Annotated in this window: 13 protein-coding genes and 2 pseudogenes; 8 read left to right on the top strand and 7 right to left on the bottom strand. The window is 56.5% G+C overall.

Going from position 1 to position 18,103, the window contains the following annotated elements:
* The first annotated feature begins 6 nt into the window (after window positions 1-6).
* The 5 genes from AVI_RS17885 to melA all read left to right on the top strand — a co-directional run bounded on the left by AVI_RS17885 (window position 7) and on the right by melA (window position 7,366).
* Window positions 7-2,094, top strand: coding sequence for an ABC transporter substrate-binding protein (locus AVI_RS17885; RefSeq protein WP_012653540.1), 2,088 nt, complete (start codon window positions 7-9; stop codon window positions 2,092-2,094).
* Window positions 2,095-2,167: 73 nt separating this feature from the next.
* A complete protein-coding gene (locus AVI_RS17880) occupies window positions 2,168-3,181 on the top strand; it encodes an ABC transporter permease (RefSeq protein WP_012653539.1) in 1,014 nt (337 codons plus the stop codon).
* On the top strand, window positions 3,178-4,299 hold the full coding sequence (locus tag AVI_RS17875; RefSeq protein WP_012653538.1) for an ABC transporter permease: 1,122 nt from the start codon (window positions 3,178-3,180) through the stop codon (window positions 4,297-4,299). Before AVI_RS17880 ends, AVI_RS17875 begins: the two co-directional genes overlap by 4 nt.
* Before the next feature lie 12 nt (window positions 4,300-4,311).
* Window positions 4,312-5,979: an ABC transporter ATP-binding protein gene (locus AVI_RS17870; RefSeq protein ID WP_012653537.1), complete on the top strand. Its 1,668-nt coding sequence runs from the start codon at window positions 4,312-4,314 to the stop codon at window positions 5,977-5,979.
* 25 nt (window positions 5,980-6,004) lie between these two features.
* Window positions 6,005-7,366 (top strand): alpha-glucosidase/alpha-galactosidase, encoded by a 1,362-nt coding sequence (gene melA, locus AVI_RS17865; protein ID WP_012653536.1) that lies wholly within the window; start codon window positions 6,005-6,007, stop codon window positions 7,364-7,366.
* A 145-nt stretch (window positions 7,367-7,511) separates the two neighbouring features.
* On the opposite strand, the gene greA is transcribed toward melA, so the two are convergent.
* A complete protein-coding gene (gene greA, locus AVI_RS17860) occupies window positions 7,512-7,997 on the bottom strand; it encodes a transcription elongation factor GreA (RefSeq protein WP_012653535.1) in 486 nt (161 codons plus the stop codon).
* 256 nt (window positions 7,998-8,253) lie between these two features.
* Window positions 8,254-8,463, bottom strand: a pseudogene (locus AVI_RS29710) (LysR family transcriptional regulator); the annotation flags it as partial.
* Between AVI_RS29710 and AVI_RS17855 the strand changes: the two are divergent.
* From AVI_RS17855 to AVI_RS17845, 3 genes and pseudogenes are all read left to right on the top strand, one after another.
* A pseudogene (locus tag AVI_RS17855) lies at window positions 8,455-8,955 on the top strand (SDR family NAD(P)-dependent oxidoreductase); the annotation flags it as partial. The pseudogenes AVI_RS29710 and AVI_RS17855 overlap by 9 nt on opposite strands.
* A 412-nt stretch (window positions 8,956-9,367) precedes the next feature.
* The gene (locus tag AVI_RS17850; RefSeq protein WP_417883890.1) at window positions 9,368-10,204 is read left to right on the top strand and encodes an alpha/beta fold hydrolase; all 837 of its coding nucleotides are present in this window, start codon (window positions 9,368-9,370) and stop codon (window positions 10,202-10,204) included.
* Window positions 10,205-10,338: 134 nt separating this feature from the next.
* Window positions 10,339-11,025 carry a gamma-glutamylcyclotransferase gene (locus AVI_RS17845; protein WP_012653532.1) on the top strand — a complete coding sequence of 229 codons (687 nt, stop codon included), beginning with the start codon at window positions 10,339-10,341 and terminating at the stop codon, window positions 11,023-11,025.
* 55 nt (window positions 11,026-11,080) lie between these two features.
* On the opposite strand, the gene AVI_RS17840 is transcribed toward AVI_RS17845, so the two are convergent.
* From AVI_RS17840 to paoA, 5 genes are all read right to left on the bottom strand, one after another.
* Window positions 11,081-11,980 (bottom strand): LysR family transcriptional regulator, encoded by a 900-nt coding sequence (locus AVI_RS17840; protein WP_012653531.1) that lies wholly within the window; start codon window positions 11,978-11,980, stop codon window positions 11,081-11,083.
* Between the two features lie 100 nt (window positions 11,981-12,080).
* Entirely contained in the window at window positions 12,081-13,775 is a 1,695-nt protein-coding gene (locus AVI_RS17835) for an ATP-binding response regulator (protein ID WP_012653530.1), read from the bottom strand.
* Between the two features lie 321 nt (window positions 13,776-14,096).
* Window positions 14,097-16,295: an aldehyde oxidoreductase molybdenum-binding subunit PaoC gene (gene paoC / locus AVI_RS17830; RefSeq protein ID WP_012653529.1), complete on the bottom strand. Its 2,199-nt coding sequence runs from the start codon at window positions 16,293-16,295 to the stop codon at window positions 14,097-14,099.
* A gap of 3 nt (window positions 16,296-16,298) precedes the next feature.
* Window positions 16,299-17,249, bottom strand: coding sequence for an FAD binding domain-containing protein (locus AVI_RS17825; protein ID WP_012653528.1), 951 nt, complete (start codon window positions 17,247-17,249; stop codon window positions 16,299-16,301).
* A complete protein-coding gene (paoA, locus tag AVI_RS17820; RefSeq protein WP_012653527.1) occupies window positions 17,246-17,884 on the bottom strand; it encodes an aldehyde dehydrogenase iron-sulfur subunit PaoA in 639 nt (212 codons plus the stop codon). The genes AVI_RS17825 and paoA overlap by 4 nt, the downstream gene beginning before the upstream one ends.
* Window positions 17,885-18,103: the final 219 nt, after the last annotated feature.

The raw sequence follows: 18,103 nt of genomic DNA, 5'->3' as shown, positions 1-18,103 counted from the left end.
ACCATCATGAAAAGCGTCACCCATACCGCAAAGACTGCTGCCCTGTTGCTGGGCGTGTCGGTTTTTGCTGTTGCAGCCTTTGCGTCTGAGCCCACCGTCGTGCCCGAAGCTCCTCCCTTTCCGGGACAAGGCAAGATCACCTATGTGCCACGGGATTCCATTGAAGAGTTCAAGGCTCTTCCGAGTTACAGCGAGCCGGATTGGGTGACGGAGAAATTCGTCAAAACTGGTAAACTGCCGTCGGTGAAGGAGCGCCTACCGAAAGAGCCACTGGTGTTCAAGACCGGCAATATGCCCGATGGCATCGGTGTCTATGGCGATACCTTGCGCCACGTGATTGGTGGCAGGCCCGAGGGCTGGAACTATTCGGCGGGCCAGACCCAAGGCTGGGGCGGTATCGACATTGCCATGTCGGAATGCCTCACCCGTACAGCCCCGCTGTTTCAGGTGAAGGCCGATGATGTCGAACCTTTGCCCAATCTGGCCAAGAGCTGGGATTGGTCTGCGGATGGACACAAGTTGACCATGCATCTGATTGAGGGCGCAAAATGGTCGGATGGCGTGCCGTTCACCTCCGATGATGTGATGTTCTACTGGAATGACAATGTTCTGGACAGAAATGTCACGCCCTTGAACGGCGCAACGCCGGAAACCTTTGGTGAAGGCACGACACTGAAGGCCATTGATGATTATACCGTCGAATGGACCTTCAAAGAGGCATTTCCACGGCAATATCTGTTCGCCATGGCTTACGGAACATTCTGCCCCGGCCCGGCCCATATCCTCAAAACCAAACACCCGAAATATGCCAGGGACTTCACCTATGATCAGTATAAAAACGGCTTTCCGCCTGAATATATGAACATTCCGGTGATGGGTGCCTGGGTGCCCGTGTCCTATCGTCCTGACGATATGATCGTGCTGCGCCGCAATCCCTATTACTGGAAGGTGGATGAGCAGGGGCATCAACTGCCTTATATCAATGAGCTTCACTACAAACTCTCCACATGGGCTGACCGCGATGTGCAGGCGATTGCAGGCTCCGGGGACCTGTCCAATCTTGAGCAGCCGGAGAATTTTGTCGAAAGCCTGAAGCGGGCAGCGCAGCCATCTGCCCCTTCCCGCCTTGCCTTTGGCGCGCGTCTGATCGGCTATAATCTGCGGCTCAACTATTCGGCCAATGGCTGGGGTGATCCCGATGCGCGCGGTCAGGCGGTGCGCGAGCTGAACCGCAATCCCGATTTCCGCAAAGCCATTACCATGGCACTGGATCGTAAGAAGATCGGGGAATCGCTGGTTAAGGGACCGTTCACCGCCATTTATCCGGGCGGATTGTCGTCAGGAACGAGCTTTTATGATCGCCAGTCAACGATCTATTATCCCTTCGATCTGGCCGGTGCCAAGGCACTTCTGGCCAAGGCCGGGCTGAAGGATACCGATGGCGACGGCTTCGTCAATTTCCCGGCGGGCGTGGCGGGTGGTCAGGATGTGCAGATCGTTCTGCTGTCCACTTCAGACTATGGAACCGATCGAAACCTTGCCGAAGGTGTGATTGGCCAGATGGAAAAGCTCGGCCTGAAAGTGGTGCTGAACTCACTGGATGGTGTCAAACGCGATCAAGCCAATTTTGGCGGCCGGTTCGATTGGATGATCCGCCGCAATGATCCCGACATGACATCCGTGGTGCAAAACACCGCCCAATTGGCGCCGACCGGACCACGCACCAGCGGGCATCACCGCGCGGGGAAGGACGGCACGGTTGATCTGATGCCCTATGAGAAGCAGCTGGTTGCCATCGTCAACAGGTTCATTGCGTCTCAGGACAATGTCGAGCGACGGGATTTAATGAAACAGTATCAGAAAATCGCCACTGAAAATGTCGATACCATCGGACTGACGGAATATCCGGGTGCGCTGATCATCAACAAGCGGTTCTCCAATGTTCCAGTCGGCGCTCCGATCTTCATGTTCAACTGGGCGGAAGACACCATCATCCGCGAACGCATGTTTGTGGCCGCAGACAAGCAGGGTGATTTTGAGCTGTTCAAAAACCAGCTTCCCGGCAAGCCGGGCGAAAACAAACCTCTCAACTGATCAGCAGCGCTTCAGCCTGTGAATTTTGCGCAGGCTGAAGGCAACTCCCTGAAACACAAGAGAGCACATTCCCATGTTTAGATTTCTGCTTGTGCGCATAGCCTCTGCCATTCCTGTGCTGTTCGTTCTCAGCGTTGTCACCTTTGCCATCATCAAGGCCCCTCCGGGGGATTACAGCGACTACATCCGTTCCCAGATGATCAATCAAGGCGGCGCATCGTTTGAAGCCGCCGATGCGCAGGCGCAGGCCTATAAAATTGCCAATGGGTTGGATAAACCGATCCCCATCCAATACATCAACTGGATCACAGGCATTGTCACCCGTGGTGATTTTGGCCACAGCCTGTTCTACAACAAACCTGTGTCGGAAGTGGTGGGCGAGCGCTTGCCCCGGACATTGGCGCTGGCGCTGGTTTGCCATATCCTTGCCTCCATCATCGGCATCACCTTCGGAATTCTGGCCGCGACCCGGCAATATACCTGGGTGGATAGCCTGCTCTCGGGCATCTCGTTTCTCGGCATGACCGTGCCACGCTTTTTGATGGCGCTGATCATCGTCTACATCATGGTGTTCCATTTCAATGCTACGGAAATCAACAGTTTCAATTCCGCCAAATATGGTGGAGCGCCATGGTCCTTTGCCAAATTCCTCGACCTCTTGCAGCATGTATGGCCGGTGATTGCCATCGCCACCTTTGGCGGGCTGGCCTATAATATGCGGGTCATGCGCGGCAATCTGCTGGATACGCTGAACGCGCAATATGTCGAAACCGCCCGCGCCAAGGGCCTCAGCGAGCGACAGGTGATCTTGCGCCATGCGGTGCCAAATGCGCTGCATCCGCTGATCATGTATCAGGGCGTGGTACTGCCCTATATGCTCACCGGCGAGATTGAAACGGCCATTATTTTTGCCCTGCCAACCGTTGGTCCAGCCATTGTTGGCTCCATGTGGGTGGGCGATGTCTATGTCACGGCAACCTTCATGCTGGTTTTGTCGGCCACGTTGATTGTGGGCAATATCATTGCCGACATGCTGCTCGCACTTCTTGATCCACGGGTAAGATTGGGCGGAGGAGCACACGCATGAAAGCCGATGTTCAAACCATAGCCATGTCCTCTCCCGCCAATAATTTACACAGCAACGAAACCTATCTGGCGCTGGTCTGGCGGCGTCTTCGGCGGTCATGGACCGGAATGATGGGCCTTGTGCTGGTCTGCCTGCTGATGCTGATGGTGGTGTTTGCCGAGTTTTTCGCTCCCGTTGATCCGAAGCTGACCGGCACAGCCTTTGCGCCACCGCAGACCATCAGCATCACCGACCAAGAAGGCAATCTCGTATGGCCCCGCACCTATCCACTGGGGGAAAGCACGGCGCTTGACCCTATTACCTTCCAACCTATTTCTGGGCCAGACTTTGAAAACCCCGTCAACCTTGGCTTTTTCGTCAAGGGTTTCAGCTATAACCTGTTCGGTCTTTTGCCCAGTGATCGCCATTTCTTCGGTGCAACGAATGGCACACCGGTGAATTTTCTTGGCACCGATAAATTTGGCCGCGATGTGCTGTCACGTATCTTTTACGGCTCCCGCGTATCCTTGATGATTGCCTTGACGGTTGTGTTTATCGTTACCGTGGTGGGTACAACGGTCGGCTTGGTTTCCGGTTATTATGGCGGCCAATTCGATACATGGATGCAGCGCTTTGTAGAGCTGGTTCTGGCCTTCCCGCAATTGCCCCTCTATCTGGCGCTGACTTCGCTGATCCCGGTCACAGCTCCCACCAATGTGTTTCTGGGCTTTGTCATCGTTGTCATGTCGGCGCTGGGTTGGGCGCAGATGTCGCGCGAAGTGCGCGGCAAAACACTGGCGCTGGCCCGCATTGACTATGTGCGGGCCGCCATGGCCATCGGGGCCACGGATCGGCGCATCATCCTTCAGCATATTTTTCCCAATGTGATGAGCCATGTCATTGTGTCCGTCACACTGGCCATTCCAAGCGTAGTTCTGCTGGAATCCTTCCTTGGTTTTCTGGGTTTTGCGGTCAAGCCGCCGCTGATTTCCTGGGGCCTGATGTTGCAGGATACCTCGACCTATTCGGTCATTGGGTCCTATCCGTGGATCCTGTCTCCCGTGGCTTTCGTGCTGATCACCGTCTTTGCGTTCAATGCGCTGGGTGATGGGTTGCGCGATGCCGTTGACCCCTATTGAGGAGGCCAAGTCATGGCAAACACCACCAATGCATTGGCACCTGATCAGAGGCACGATCACACCAGCCTTCTCGGCACGCCGATTATCGATGCCCGCCAACTGGCCGTCTCCTTCAAGGTGGAAGGCGGCACAGTCGAGGCGGTCAAGAATGTCTCTTTCCAGCTCTACAGAGGCGAAACCATTGCCGTTGTTGGCGAATCCGGTTCTGGAAAGTCGGTCACGGCCCGCAGCATCATGGGGCTGTTGACCAAGCGCGCCACCTTGTCGGCTCGTTCCAGCATTGCCTACGATGGGCAAAACATCCTGAAGTTTTCGGATCGGCAACGGCGAGCACTTCGCGGCAATCGCATCTCGATGATTTTTCAAGAGCCGATGAGCTCGCTCAATCCGGTCTACACCATCGGCACACAGATCGCAGAAGCCATCCGCGTGCACCAGAAAATGAGCAGCAAGCAAGCTTTTGCGCGCACATTGGAGCTGTTGCGTCAGGTGCAAATCCCGGAGCCGGAGGCCCGCCTCAACCAATATCCGCATCAATTGTCCGGCGGTCAGCGTCAGCGCATCATGATTGCCATGGCACTGGCCAACAACCCGGATGTGCTGATTGCCGATGAACCCACCACGGCGCTGGACGTGACCGTGCAGGCGCAGATTCTCAACCTGATCCGCGATTTGCAAAAAAGCCTAGGCATGGCGGTGATCCTGATCACCCATGATCTCACCGTCGTTCGGCAATTTTCAGACTATGTCTATGTGATGCAAAACGGCGAGGTGAAGGAACACAACACCACAACGGCGCTGTTTGAACATCCACAACATCCCTACACCCGCCATCTGCTGGCATCGGAACCAAAGGGCACGGCCAATCCCATGCCGGTCGACTCTACCACCATTCTGGAAGGGCGCGATGTGCGTGTGTCTTTCATGCTAAAGCATGGTGGCTTTTTCAAACCACAGTTGAAAGAGCTGGTCGCCGTCAACAGCCTTTCCATCACCCTGCATCGCCATGAAACGCTGGGTTTGGTGGGCGAGAGTGGTTCCGGCAAAACCACCTTTGGCCAAGCCCTTGTCAAACTGATGAGTGTTGATAGCGGCAAGATCCTGTTCGACGGCCAAGCCATAGAGAACAACAGCCGCGAACAAATGCGACCTTTGCGCTCGCGTATCCAGGTGGTGTTTCAAGACCCGTTTTCTTCACTCAACCCGCGCATGTCGGTAGGCCAGATCATTGAGGAAGGCTTGATCGTCAACAATATCGGCACAAGCCGCAGTGAGCGGCTGGACCGCGTGCGCGAGGCGCTGATCAGCGCCGGAATGCCCGGCAACATCCTGTCGCGGTTTCCGCATGAATTTTCCGGTGGCCAACGCCAGCGGATTGCCATTGCGCGGGCGGTGGCGCTGGAGCCGGAATTCATCCTGCTGGATGAGCCGACATCGGCGCTCGATTTATCCGTTCAAGCCCAGATCATCGACCTGTTGCGCAAGCTTCAGGATGAAAAGGGCCTGAGCTATCTCTTCATTTCCCATGATCTCAAGGTTGTCCGCGCGCTTTGCCACCGGGTTGCGGTGATGCAGCACGGGCAGATCGTTGAGCAAGGACCTGTTGAGGACATCCTCAGCCATCCCAAAACCGCCTACACCCAGCGGCTCGTCAGAGCTGCTTTCAACGTCGCCACATAATCCCTAAGACAGCGAGATCCCCATCATGACAAAACAGCCCAAAATCACCTTCATTGGTGCCGGTTCCACCGTGTTCATGAAGAATATCATCGGCGACGTTCTGCAACGTCCGGCACTATCAGGTGCGCGTATCGCACTGATGGATATCAATCCGCAGCGTCTGGAAGAAAGCGAAGTTGTTGCCAGGAAGCTGATTTCCACCTTTGGCGCATCCGCAACGGTTGAGACCTTTGCCGATCAGCGCAAAGCGCTGGAGGGGGCCAACTTCGTGGTCGTCGCCTTCCAAATCGGCGGTTATGAGCCTTGCACCGTCACCGATTTCGAGGTGCCAAAGAAATACGGCCTGCGCCAGACCATTGCCGACACATTGGGCGTTGGCGGCATCATGCGCGGTTTGCGCACCGTGCCGCATCTGTGGAGCATTTGCGAGGATATGATGCAGGTCTGCCCGCAAGCGATCATGCTGCAATATGTCAACCCGATGGCCATCAATACCTGGGCGATTGCCGAGAAATATCCGGCCATCAAACAGGTTGGCCTGTGCCACTCCGTTCAGGGTACGGCCATGGAACTGGCAGAGGATCTGTCCATTCCCTATGAGGACATCCGCTACCGCTCTGCAGGCATCAATCACATGGCGTTCTACCTCAATTTCGAGCACCGCCAGCCGGATGGCTCCTATCGTGACCTCTATCCCGATCTGCTGCGCGGCTATCGTGAGGGCCGCGCGCCGAAGCCAACCTGGAACCCGCGCTGCCCCAACAAGGTGCGCTATGAAATGCTGACGCGCCTTGGCTATTTCGTCACCGAAAGCTCGGAGCATTTTGCCGAATACACGCCGTATTTCATCAAGGACGGCCGCGAAGACCTGATTGAGAAATTCGGTATTCCGCTGGATGAATATCCCAAGCGCTGCATCGAACAGGTTGAGCGATGGAAGGATCAGGCCGCTGCCTACCGCTCCGCAGACAAGATCGAAGTCAAGCCATCGAAGGAATATGCCTCGTCGATCATCAATTCGGTCTGGACGGGTGAGCCCTCGGTGATTTACGGCAACCTGCGCAACAATGGCTGCATCACCTCGCTACCGGACAATTGCGCCGTGGAAGTGCCCTGCCTTGTCGATGACAACGGCATTCAGCCCACCACCATCGGCGCCCTGCCACCGCAGCTCACAGCCCTGATGCGCACCAACATCAACGTGCAGGAACTGACGGTGGCTGCCTTGATCAACGAAAACCCCGAACACCTCTATCACGCCGCGATGATGGACCCGCATACAGCAGCCGAACTCGACCTCGACCAGATCTGGTCATTGACGACGGACCTGTTGAAGGCTCACGATCAGTGGATTCCGCAATGGGCCCGCATCGGAGGGGTGGCGTAATGACGACAACCTGTCAGGTTCAGATTGAACCTGACAGACTCGAGGGAAAACCAGTGTCCACTTTTCGCTGGTGCGATCGTTCAATTCTGTCTCATCGGCGCTGATACGGGCAAACGATGACACATCGTTTTGCGCTCGCGTCAGATCACGGCGAGATAGCCGTGATCTCAAGCTCTTGATCACCAAGACTGACGACATCACCGACAGCCTTGCCGATAAGCGCCCTTGCCACCGGGGAGACGTAGGAGATCGATCCTGCCTTCGGATCTGCTTCGTCTTCGCCGACGATACGATAGGTTTGGACGCGTCCATCATCACGGGTGAACGTCACGGTCGTCCCAAAAGAGACGCTATCAGCGGTGATCGGATCGGGCATGACCTGAGCCGTGTGAAGCCTCTCTTCAAGGTAGTTCAAATCCCGAAAAGGGCCGGCCATCTGCCGACGCCGTTCATTGACGTCTTCAATTGCGCGCGCGGCATCATAGGCGTCACGTGCTTGCACACGTTGCCGCTCCAGCGCTTTTAATCCCGATTCCGTCACGAGATTCGGATGTGGCGAAATCGGACGCTCGGGCAGTAGCGTTTCAGCTGCCGTTTCCGCACTGTCTTCCTTGGTAAATGCAACACTCATATTCGATCTCTATTCAGACTTTTCGACGCCTACAGTTTAATGACGCCCTTCAAGGCATTGACAGCCAGTGCGAACGCCACGGACACCGGCGCTTTGAGCGAACGGCAATCATCGTGCGGGATAGTGTAGCACGACACACAGTGTGCTCGTAGCGCCTTGAGGAGAAAACTATCGCTGTTGCAGGAAACCTTGAAGGCGCGGTGCCATGAAATCGAGAAAGACACGGACGCGATGCGCCAGACGGCGTCCACCGAGCAAGCAGGGCCAGACACCGTTCGTAATAGATCAGCCCCTCATCGGTCAGTGACAATCGGCGTGTCGACCGCTCCAGCAATCGGACGCCCAATCGCTGTTCGATCCGATTGAGGAGTTTGCTGACCGTTGACGGCGTCATCTGCAGCAGGCGTGCCGCCTCGGAGAAACTACCCGCTTCCAGCACCCTCGTGAAAACCTGAATCTCGCCGATCCGGCGACCGAAGCAGGGGCAAACGTGCTGACTGCGGCAGTCCCGAAGATCGACATTCTCATCAACAATCTCGGCATCTACGAATCCAAGGATTTCAGCGATATCACCGATGACGATTGGCGCCGGTTTTTCGAGATCAATGTGCTGAGCGGTGTCAGGCTCTCGCGGCATTACATGCCGGATATGCTGGCGCGAAATTGGGGAAGAATAATCTTCATCTCCAGCGAAAGCGGCGTGCTGGTTCCGCCCAACATGATCCATTACGGCATGACAAAGACGGCGCAGCTCGCCATCGCGAGCGATCCAAACCTGTCAGCCGACGCGATGGAAAGCGAATATTTCGCCAAGGAGCGTCCGAGGTCGTTGATCCAGCGAATGATCGAGCCAGAGGAAATTGCCAATCTCGTTGCCTATGTGGCAAGCCCATTGTCCGCTGCAACGAATGGCGCTGCCCTGCGCGTCGATGGCGGCATCACCCCGACGATCGTGTAATACGATGGAAAATTCGCAGCTTGCCAATCTCATTGGGCATTAATCCCAACGGTAGGCGAGTATGCACAACCGGAAAAGTCGCCGCGTTCGCGTTAATCATCGCGACGCGGTTGTCGCCGAGACCCTCTCCATTATTTCAATAATCGCAATTAAATCTCAATTAATAATGCAATTGTTGGCAAGGGTGTTTGGCGGCAATATGCCCTCATCAGACAAACCGAGTGGTCTGACGACACAGAAACAAACAAGACCGCAGGACGCGAACATGACCGACACCACTCTTCTTTCCCTGACACGTCGTGGCGTCCTGCTTTCCGGATCGGCCGTCGCCGCAACCGCGCTCACCGCATCATTCAGCTTTGCAGCCAAGCTCGCTGCGTCCACCAACACATCAACCGAAGGAAACAAGACCATGGGTACCATCACCACCAAGGACGGCGTTGAAATCTTCTACAAGGATTGGGGCTCGAAGGATGCTCAGCCGATTGTATTTCATCATGGCTGGCCGCTGTCATCGGATGACTGGGACGCGCAGATGCTGTTCTTCCTCGCCAACGGTTACCGCGTGATTGCCCATGACCGGCGCGGCCACGGCCGTTCGGCGCAGGTTTCTGATGGCCACGACATGGACCATTATGCAGCTGATGCCTTCGCGGTCGTTGAAGCCCTCGACCTCAAGAACGCCGTCCATATCGGTCACTCCACCGGCGGAGGAGAAGTCGCCCGGTATGTGGCCATGCATGGCCAGCCAGCCGGTCGCGTCGCCAAGGCGGTTCTGGTGTCTGCCGTCCCGCCGCTGATGCTGAAGACTGACGCCAATCCCGAAGGCCTGCCGATGGAAGTTTTCGACGGTTTCCGCTCAGCGCTGGCTGCCAACCGCGCGCAGTTCTTCCGCGACGTTCCCGCCGGTCCATTCTATGGCTTCAACCGTGACGACGCCAAAGTCCAGGAGGGCGTGATCCAGAATTGGTGGCGTCAGGGTATGATGGGCGGCGCGAAGGCGCATTACGACGGCATCAAGGCTTTCTCTGAAACCGACCAGACCGAGGATCTGAAGACGATAACCGTCCCAACTCTCGTCCTGCATGGCGAAGACGACCAGATCGTGCCCATCGCCGATGCAGCACTGAAAGCTATCAAGCTGCTGAAGAATGGTACGCTCAAGACCTATCCCGGCTTCTCGCACGGTATGCTGACCGTCAATGCCGATGTGCTCAACGCCGACCTGCTGGCTTTCGTGAAGTCCTGATCCAAAGGCATGGCCGCGGTGAAAAGCCGCCGCGGCCTCGCTTCTCTTGTTGTCGATTGTCTTTCGGGAAAACCGGGTTCCACGTTTCCCAAGGCAAACTCTCATCCCTCGTCGGAACGCGGATTGATACGATGATGCAGTTAACGCCCGAGCTTGTTGCCCTGACGATCAGAGGCGTCCGCGACGACGGCCCGGAGCCTGGCTGGACACCCCTTACGGAAGCTGAACTTGATGAACTCGTCGACAGGATTGAAAGTGAGGCAGGCGGCGATCCTCTGCTGGTTTTTGCTTACGGCTCGCTGATCTGGAATCCCGAATTCGAACCAGCCAGTCGCCAACGCGCCACCGCTTACGGATGGCACAGGTCGTTTTCCCTCAAAATCGAACGCTGGCGTGCCACCAGCACACAGCCCGGATTGATGCTGGCCCTGGAGCGTGGTGGACAGTGCGATGGTATTGTCTTCGAGCTTTCGGCTGAACGATGCCGCCTGGATCTGCGCGCCCTCGTCGCTCGGGAGATCAAGTATCGGGAGGTGAGGAGCATGGTCCGTTGGGTTTACGTGAAGACGGCAAACGGTGTTCAACGCGCCCTGACATTCTGGGCAAGCACCAGCCGGCTTGGACTAACCAAACCCTTGCCGGACGAGCAGTCAGCGTCCTTGATAGCCAGCGCCTGCGGCCAGGGTGGCTCATGCGCCGAGTATCTCCACAAGACCATAGTCGACCTTCAGGCCGAAGGGATCCGTGACCGCAATCTCTGGCGTTTGCAAGCGCTGGTCGCTGCGGAAATAACGGCGCGGCACAGGGCCATCACACAGTAAGGCCTGTCACAGCGAGAGCAGGAGATACGTCCTCAGATCTTCGACAGGGGATCCCTCAATTGAGCGTAACCATTTGAGCGGCCACCTGTTCTTCGAAAAATTTAGAGAAAGATGCGATCCGAGGCGGTAGAGCCTGATAGGGCGGATAATAAAGCGTCAACCATAGATCGGGCGGCGACCATCCTCGCAAGACGTGAACCAGGCGCCCTGTTTTCAAATGTTCCGAGACATGAAATCCTGGCAGCATCGCCACCCCGGCGCCATCTGCCGCCATATCAGCCAGAACTTCTCCACTGTTGGCGCTGAACGCCCCTCCGGCTGAAATCGTCATGCTTGATCCGCCGTCCGACAGAACCCAGTTTTCCCGCCGACTCTCGCCGCTATAGGCAAGGCAATCGTCGGGTGTCAGTTCGCCAGGATGCCGCATATCGACGAATTTGCTTGCCGGTGCTGCCACAAGAATACGCCGCACGATGTGGATCTTGCGCCAGATGGTGAACTTATCCGATGGCTGCGAGGAGATGCGGATCGCAAGGTCATAATCGTCGTCAACAATGTTCACCAGGCCATCCGACAAGGAAATCTCAAAGCTCATTTTTGGATAGAGCGTCCTGAATCCAGAGAGGATCGGCGGCAGCATGGCCTTGCCGAACCAGGTTGGAACGCTGATCCGCAGCCGTCCCTCATCACTCTTGTTTGCGTTCCTGATATCGCGCCGCGCACTATCCAGGGCGGTCACCGCTGGCTGGACCTGAGCGGCAAAAATAGCGCCATCTGTCGTCAGGGCAACCTGACGGGTCGTTCGAACGAAGAGCTGGACGCCAAGATCACGTTCCAAGGCAGCTATTGCCCGGCTCACGGCGGCTGGTGTCATGTCGAGTTCGCGCGCGACCTGCGCAAAATTCCGCTTCTCGGCAGCCAGCAGAAACACTTTCAGCGCTTTATAGTCATTCATCTTGATTATTTCAAAATAGACATCTTATTCCAAGTAAATATTGTACTTATGCGCATCAATCAATCCACTCGCCACGAAGAGTCCTTAGTGACCGAACCGGCTAGGAATTCGTCTCTCTCGTCCTGCGTGTCTCCAGCGCCGCGACCATGACCACCGAACGAAGCTCTGCCGGTCGCACGGGCTTTGACAGGATTGGAATATCAGCCGATCCCAGGTCCTCTCTGACCCGCCCCTCGTCATGGCCACTCATCACCACTGCGGGCATCTGCCGGCCAATCAGGTCCTGGACGATCTGGATGCATTCCGTGCCGGTGACGCCACCACCGAGATCAAAATCGGTGATCAACAGGTCAAAATCCCCCACATGCCTGGGTATTGTCGCCTCGGCCTGGACGTGGCATCCCCATTTTCGCAGCAGGCTTGCCGTGGCGATCAATACGGCCTCGTCGTCTTCAACGAGCAATATGCGCAGCCCGTCAATGGCCGCCGGATAGTGTCCCGCCGCCAGGGGCGACTGCGACCATTCTTGTTTGTGCGTAACATGCAAGTTGCCGAGCGTGACGCTGGTTCCCTTGCCTGGATCCGACTTCAAATCCACATCAATGTCGAGCAGGCGACCGAGACGCCGCACGATCGGAAGACCAAGGCCAACCCCATCAATGTCCTTGTCGCCACGCTCACGCACCTGATAGAATTCCTCAAACACCCTCACTTGATGGTCCCGGGGAATACCGGGTCCTTGATCGCAGATCTGGACGGCCAGCCGGCCACCACGATGCCGGCAGCCAATGACGACATCGCGTCCCGCCGCATATTTGATGGCATTGTTGACGATGTTTTGCACCATGGTGGTCAAAAGAGCCCTGTCTATCTCCACAACCGCGCTGCAACTGACCGTCCGCAATGTAATGCCGCTCTGCTGCGCCGCTTCCCGGTTCTGACGCAACACGTCATCGATCACTTCGGCAATTGCAATCCTCTCATATTTCGGAGTAACCCTACCACTATCCAGGGTCGAAATATCCAGCAGCGACTTGAACAGGCGCGATACGCTCTGGAGCGATCGGTCGATATTTTCAACCATTTGCAGTTCTTTCGGCTGCAGGTTGGCATCGCGCAGACAAGCAGTGAACAAACTGATGGCATGGATCGGTTGCCGAAGGTCATGGCTCGCTTGCGCCAGGAACCGCGATTTCGACAAGCTGGCCTCCTGGGCAATTTCATAGGCTTTGCGCAATCGTCCAAGCAAAGCATAGATATAGGCGGGTACGAGGACGGTCGTGGCCACCAATGTCAGGACCATGAAGGGATTTTCGCGCCAATAGGCATTGAAGTAGGTGATAATGGCAATCCCGGCGAGCGTGGCTGCCGTTGAAATTTTGAGATATGCTGGTCCAAAGCGCAGACCGTTGCCGACTGTCACCCACAACATGATTGCAAACAGCGGCAGAAACGTTTGACCTCCAACGGCAATGGTAAAGGTCAGAGCACCAAGGTCATGGGTAATGGTAATGGCACGGCGCACTCTGTTTTCGCCGGGCCAACGTGCTATCCACCAGTATGCAGCAAGAGAAAACAGAAAATAATAGCTGAGAAGAGGCACTACGCTCCATGCCTCGACCGGTGTCGCTCCGATTATTATCGCTGGCAGAACGTAACTGATTGCCCCGGTGACAATAATAATACGAACCAGCGCCTGCGCCTTCTCCGTATCAAACTCTTCATCCGCACGACCACTACGCACCGGCGCCTTGATACGAAAGGCAGTCTTCATCACGTTGCGAAAGTCGATCATGTGCCGTTACCCGTTCATCGACAAGGCCTTACCCCGGTTCGCACGGAAACGATCATCTGGCTACTAGCACATATGGACTGTGGATCGGAACAAGCGTTGCTCCAAATGCTGCGCACGAGTCCGTCAGGCTCTAAAGTAAAGGGATGAGAAGAGCCATTTTTCAATGACCCTTCTCATAACAAGTTGCGGTGAGCGAGCTATTCAGCAGGCGAAAATCCAGACTGACATCGAGCGACAATCATGCCTGTCGTGAGACCCTCGCCAAGCCAAACACCAGCGCCAAAACGCTCACAAACAATGTCGGACAAGCTCAACTCGACGTCAGGCAATGTCAGGCAAGCCACCTATCAGTTTATCGAGCGTGATCGGATAGTGCCGCACCCGAACGCCCGTCGCGTTGTAGATGGCATTGGCGATTGCCGCAGAGACACCACAGAGCCCGAGTTCCCCGATACCCTTTGCCTTCATCGGCGATGACATCGGATCAGTCTCGTCCATGAAGATAACCTCCTGATGCGGAATGTCCGCATGAACCGGAACCTCGTATCCGGCAAGGTCGTGATTGACGAAAAAGCCTCGCTTTGCATCGACCACCAGTTCTTCCGACAGGGCGCCTCCGGCTCCCATGGTCATTGCGCCGATCACCTGACTGCGCGCCGTAATCGGATTGAGGATACGACCAGCCGCGCACACCGCCAACATGCGCCGAATGCGTGTTTCGCCAGTGGCGACATCGACGCCAACCTCGACAAAATGCGCACCGAAGGTGGATTGCTGATGCGTCTTGGTGAGATCGCCCCACTCCATCGTATCTTCGCCGACCAAACCGTCAGGGCCAGCGGCCTCGGCAAGGAAAACCGACCGGTTTCCAGCTTTGACGACACCATCCTCGAAGACAATATCATCGGAATTGAACCCAAGTTTTTGGGTGATCGCCTCACGAAGCTTGACGCAAGCCGCATAGACGCCCGATGTCGCCGAATTGGCCCCGAACTGGCCACCAGAACCCGCCGAAATCGGGAACCGAGAGTCTCCGAGATGCACGGCGACTTTATCGACACCAATGCCCATCATTTCCGCGGCGGTCTGGGCGATGATCGTGTAACTGCCGGTTCCGATATCGGTCATGTCGGTCTCAACTGTAACAACGCCCTGGTTATCGAGTTTGACCCGAGCGCCGGAAGGAAGGACCATGTTGTCGCGGAACGCGGCGGCGACGCCCATGCCGATCAGCCAATTGCCCTGCCTGCGGGATCCGGCCTTCGGTCGATTATCCCAACCAAAGCGATCGGCACCCCGCTTCAGACAGCCGATCAGGTCACGATGCGAGAATGGGCGCTCGGGATTTTCCGGGTCGACCTGAGTGTCATTGGCGATGCGAAACGCGATCGGGTCCATGCCAACCTTTTCGGCCATTTCATCCATGGCAATTTCCAGCGCCATCAAGCCGGGCGCCTCGCCCGGAGCGCGCATGGCGTTGCCCTCTGGAAGATCGAGGGTCGCAAGACGCATGGCCGTCATCCGGTTTGCGCCGGCATAAAGAAGCCGCGTTTGATTGACCGCCACCTCAGGACCGCCTCCGGCAAGATCGCCTGACCAGCTCTCATGCGCGATGGCGGTGATCTTTCCGTCCCGCTCAGCGCCGATGCGGATACGCTGGATCGTTGCCGGACGGTGGGTGGTGTTATTGATCACCAATGGACGCGGCAGGGCGACTTTGACAGGTCGTTTCGCCGCCCTTGCCGCGAAGGCGGCCAAGACAGCGTCGGCCCGGAGAAACAGCTTGCCGCCGAATCCGCCGCCGATAAACGGCGACATCAAGTGGATCTTCTCCTTGTCAACGCCGAGGGTTGTGGCGAGATCGGAGCGCCACCAATCGATCATCTGGCTGGATGTCCACACGGTCACCTCGTCACCATCCCAAGCGGCGATCGAAGCATGCGGTTCCATCATCGCATGAGATTGGTCAGGCGTCGTATAGGATTGCTCGATGGTGACTGGAGCAGTTCGGAAAGCTGTTTCAAAATCGCCGACTGCCGTGTCGGGCTTCTGGGAATCATCCGGCTTTTTCGCCGTCTCTCGCGCCGCACTGAGATCAAATGTCCCTTTCTCCTCGTCATAGTCCACTTTGACCAGGGCCGCAGCAGCCCGCGCCTGCTCGAAAGTCTCCGCGACCACGACGGCAATTGCCTGATGATAATGCTGAACGTCATCGCCACCGAACAGGTTTGCAGTATTGAACTTGCCCTTCTCGCGCTTACCGACATCCAGAGTTGTCACCACAGAAATCACGCCATCAGCTTTCCTGGCTGCAGTCACATCCATGGCTTTGATCCGGCCTTTGGCAATCGCTGCCCCAACCGGGTAGCCATAGGCATAACGCGTGTTCGGATCACGCCACTCATAGGCATACATCGCCCGGCCGGTTGTCTTCAATTGACCATCGATGCGGTGAATCGGCTGACCGACGACCTTGAGGCGGTCGATTGGATTGGTTGTTGCAGGTGTATCGAACTTCATGGGTCACCCCCTTGCTTCGGAAAGGACGGCGCCAAGCGTACGCTCGACAAGATCGACCTTGAACCGGTTCTGTTCAGTCGGACGGGCATCGGCGAGAATGGCTTTCGCCGCATCGCGAGCGCCTCTTGGCAGTTCCGCTTCTGCGGCTTCGATCCGCCAGGGCTTATGAGCGACACCGCCGACGGCAACACGCCCCGTACCATCCGCTTGAATGACAGCGCCGACTGAAATCAGCGCAAACGCATAGGACGCCCGGTCCCGGACCTTTCGATAGATATGCTTTCCGCCGATCGGTGGTGGAAGCAGAACAGCGGTCACGAATTCGCCGCGCTCCAATACGCTTTCGATATGTGGGGTCTCTCCCGGAAGACGATGGAAATCGGCAATCGGAATAGACCGGCGGCTGCCATCTGCTTTTACTGTTTCGATGGTCGCATCGAGCGCCCGCATGGCGATTGCCATATCGCTGGGATGGGTGGCGATGCAGGCATCACTTACCCCGACAACCGCATGTTGACGGCTGAACCCACCAATGGCCGAGCAGCCGCTGCCCGGCTGACGCTTGTTGCACGGCTGGTTCGGATCATAGAAATACGGACAGCGGGTGCGCTGCAACAGGTTACCGGCCGTGGTCGCCTTATTGCGAAGCTGGCCGGAGGCACCGGCAACCAGGGCTCGCGACAACAGACCGTAGTCGCGGCGAACAGTCATGTGTGCGGCAAGATCGGTATTTCGCACGAGAGCACCGATGCGCAGACCACCGTCATCGGTGGATTCGATTTCATCGAGACCAAGTCCATTCACATCGATGATATGAGTTGGCGTTTCGATCTCGAGTTTCATCAGATCGAGCAGGTTGGTGCCACCGGCGATAAACCTGGCGTCTGGGTTGGCAGCAGCCGTTTTCACTGCGGCCTCGATCGAGGGCGCGCGCTCAAAGGTGAAAGCTTTCATGCCTTGATCCCTCCAACTTCGGAAATGGCGTCGACAATGTTGGAATAGGCGCCGCATCGACAGATATTGCCGCTCATCCGCTCGCGGATTTCGATGGCTGTCAATTGTGCAGACCTGTTGAGGTCGGACGTCACGTGACTCGGGATATTCGCCTTGATTTCCTCAAGCACCGCTATGGAGGAACAGATTTGGCCGGGCGTACAGTAGCCACACTGAAAACCATCATGCTTGACGAAGGCTGCCTGCATCGGATGAAGGTGGCCAGGCTGACCGAGGCCTTCGATCGTGGTAATCTCGTCGCCCTCATGCATGACGGCCAGCGTCAGACAGGCATTGATCCGCCGACCATCGACCATGACGGTGCAGGCTCCACATTGGCCATGGTCACAACCCTTTTTTGTGCCCGTAAGATCCAGGTGCTCCCGTAGAGCGTCGAGAAGGGTCGTGCGGTTATCGACCTCAATCTCACGGCGCGCTCCATTGACGTTTAGCGTCACAGGTGTCGTTAATTTCATCTTGTCTCCTGCAGGCTGTGCTGCCACGCTCCTTTCGCCGGCTCCTGTGACCACGGCCGCTACAGCCGATGAGATAAGAAGATCCCGGCGGGAAAGATCCATTTGGTTGCTGTTCGACATGTCCGCTCCCCTTTTCGGTGACGTGGGATGAGGTCAAGACCACAGAACTCTTGCGTCATTTTCTAACGTAGGGTTGCGGACTTTCACGATGAGGTGCTGTTCACTAAATGAACTTGTCGCTCCGTTCCCTAAATGGAGGTCCGGCAGGATAGTTCCCGCGATGGCGATAGGAATGCAACGCAAAGGCGCATGCCACGAATGTGGTCAGGTCGGTTAAAC

This window comes from Allorhizobium ampelinum S4 (assembly GCF_000016285.1).
GTDB lineage: Bacteria > Pseudomonadota > Alphaproteobacteria > Rhizobiales > Rhizobiaceae > Allorhizobium > Allorhizobium ampelinum.
The sequence above is the reverse complement of the archived record's forward strand: the minus strand, read 5'-3'. Positions and strand labels throughout refer to the sequence as shown.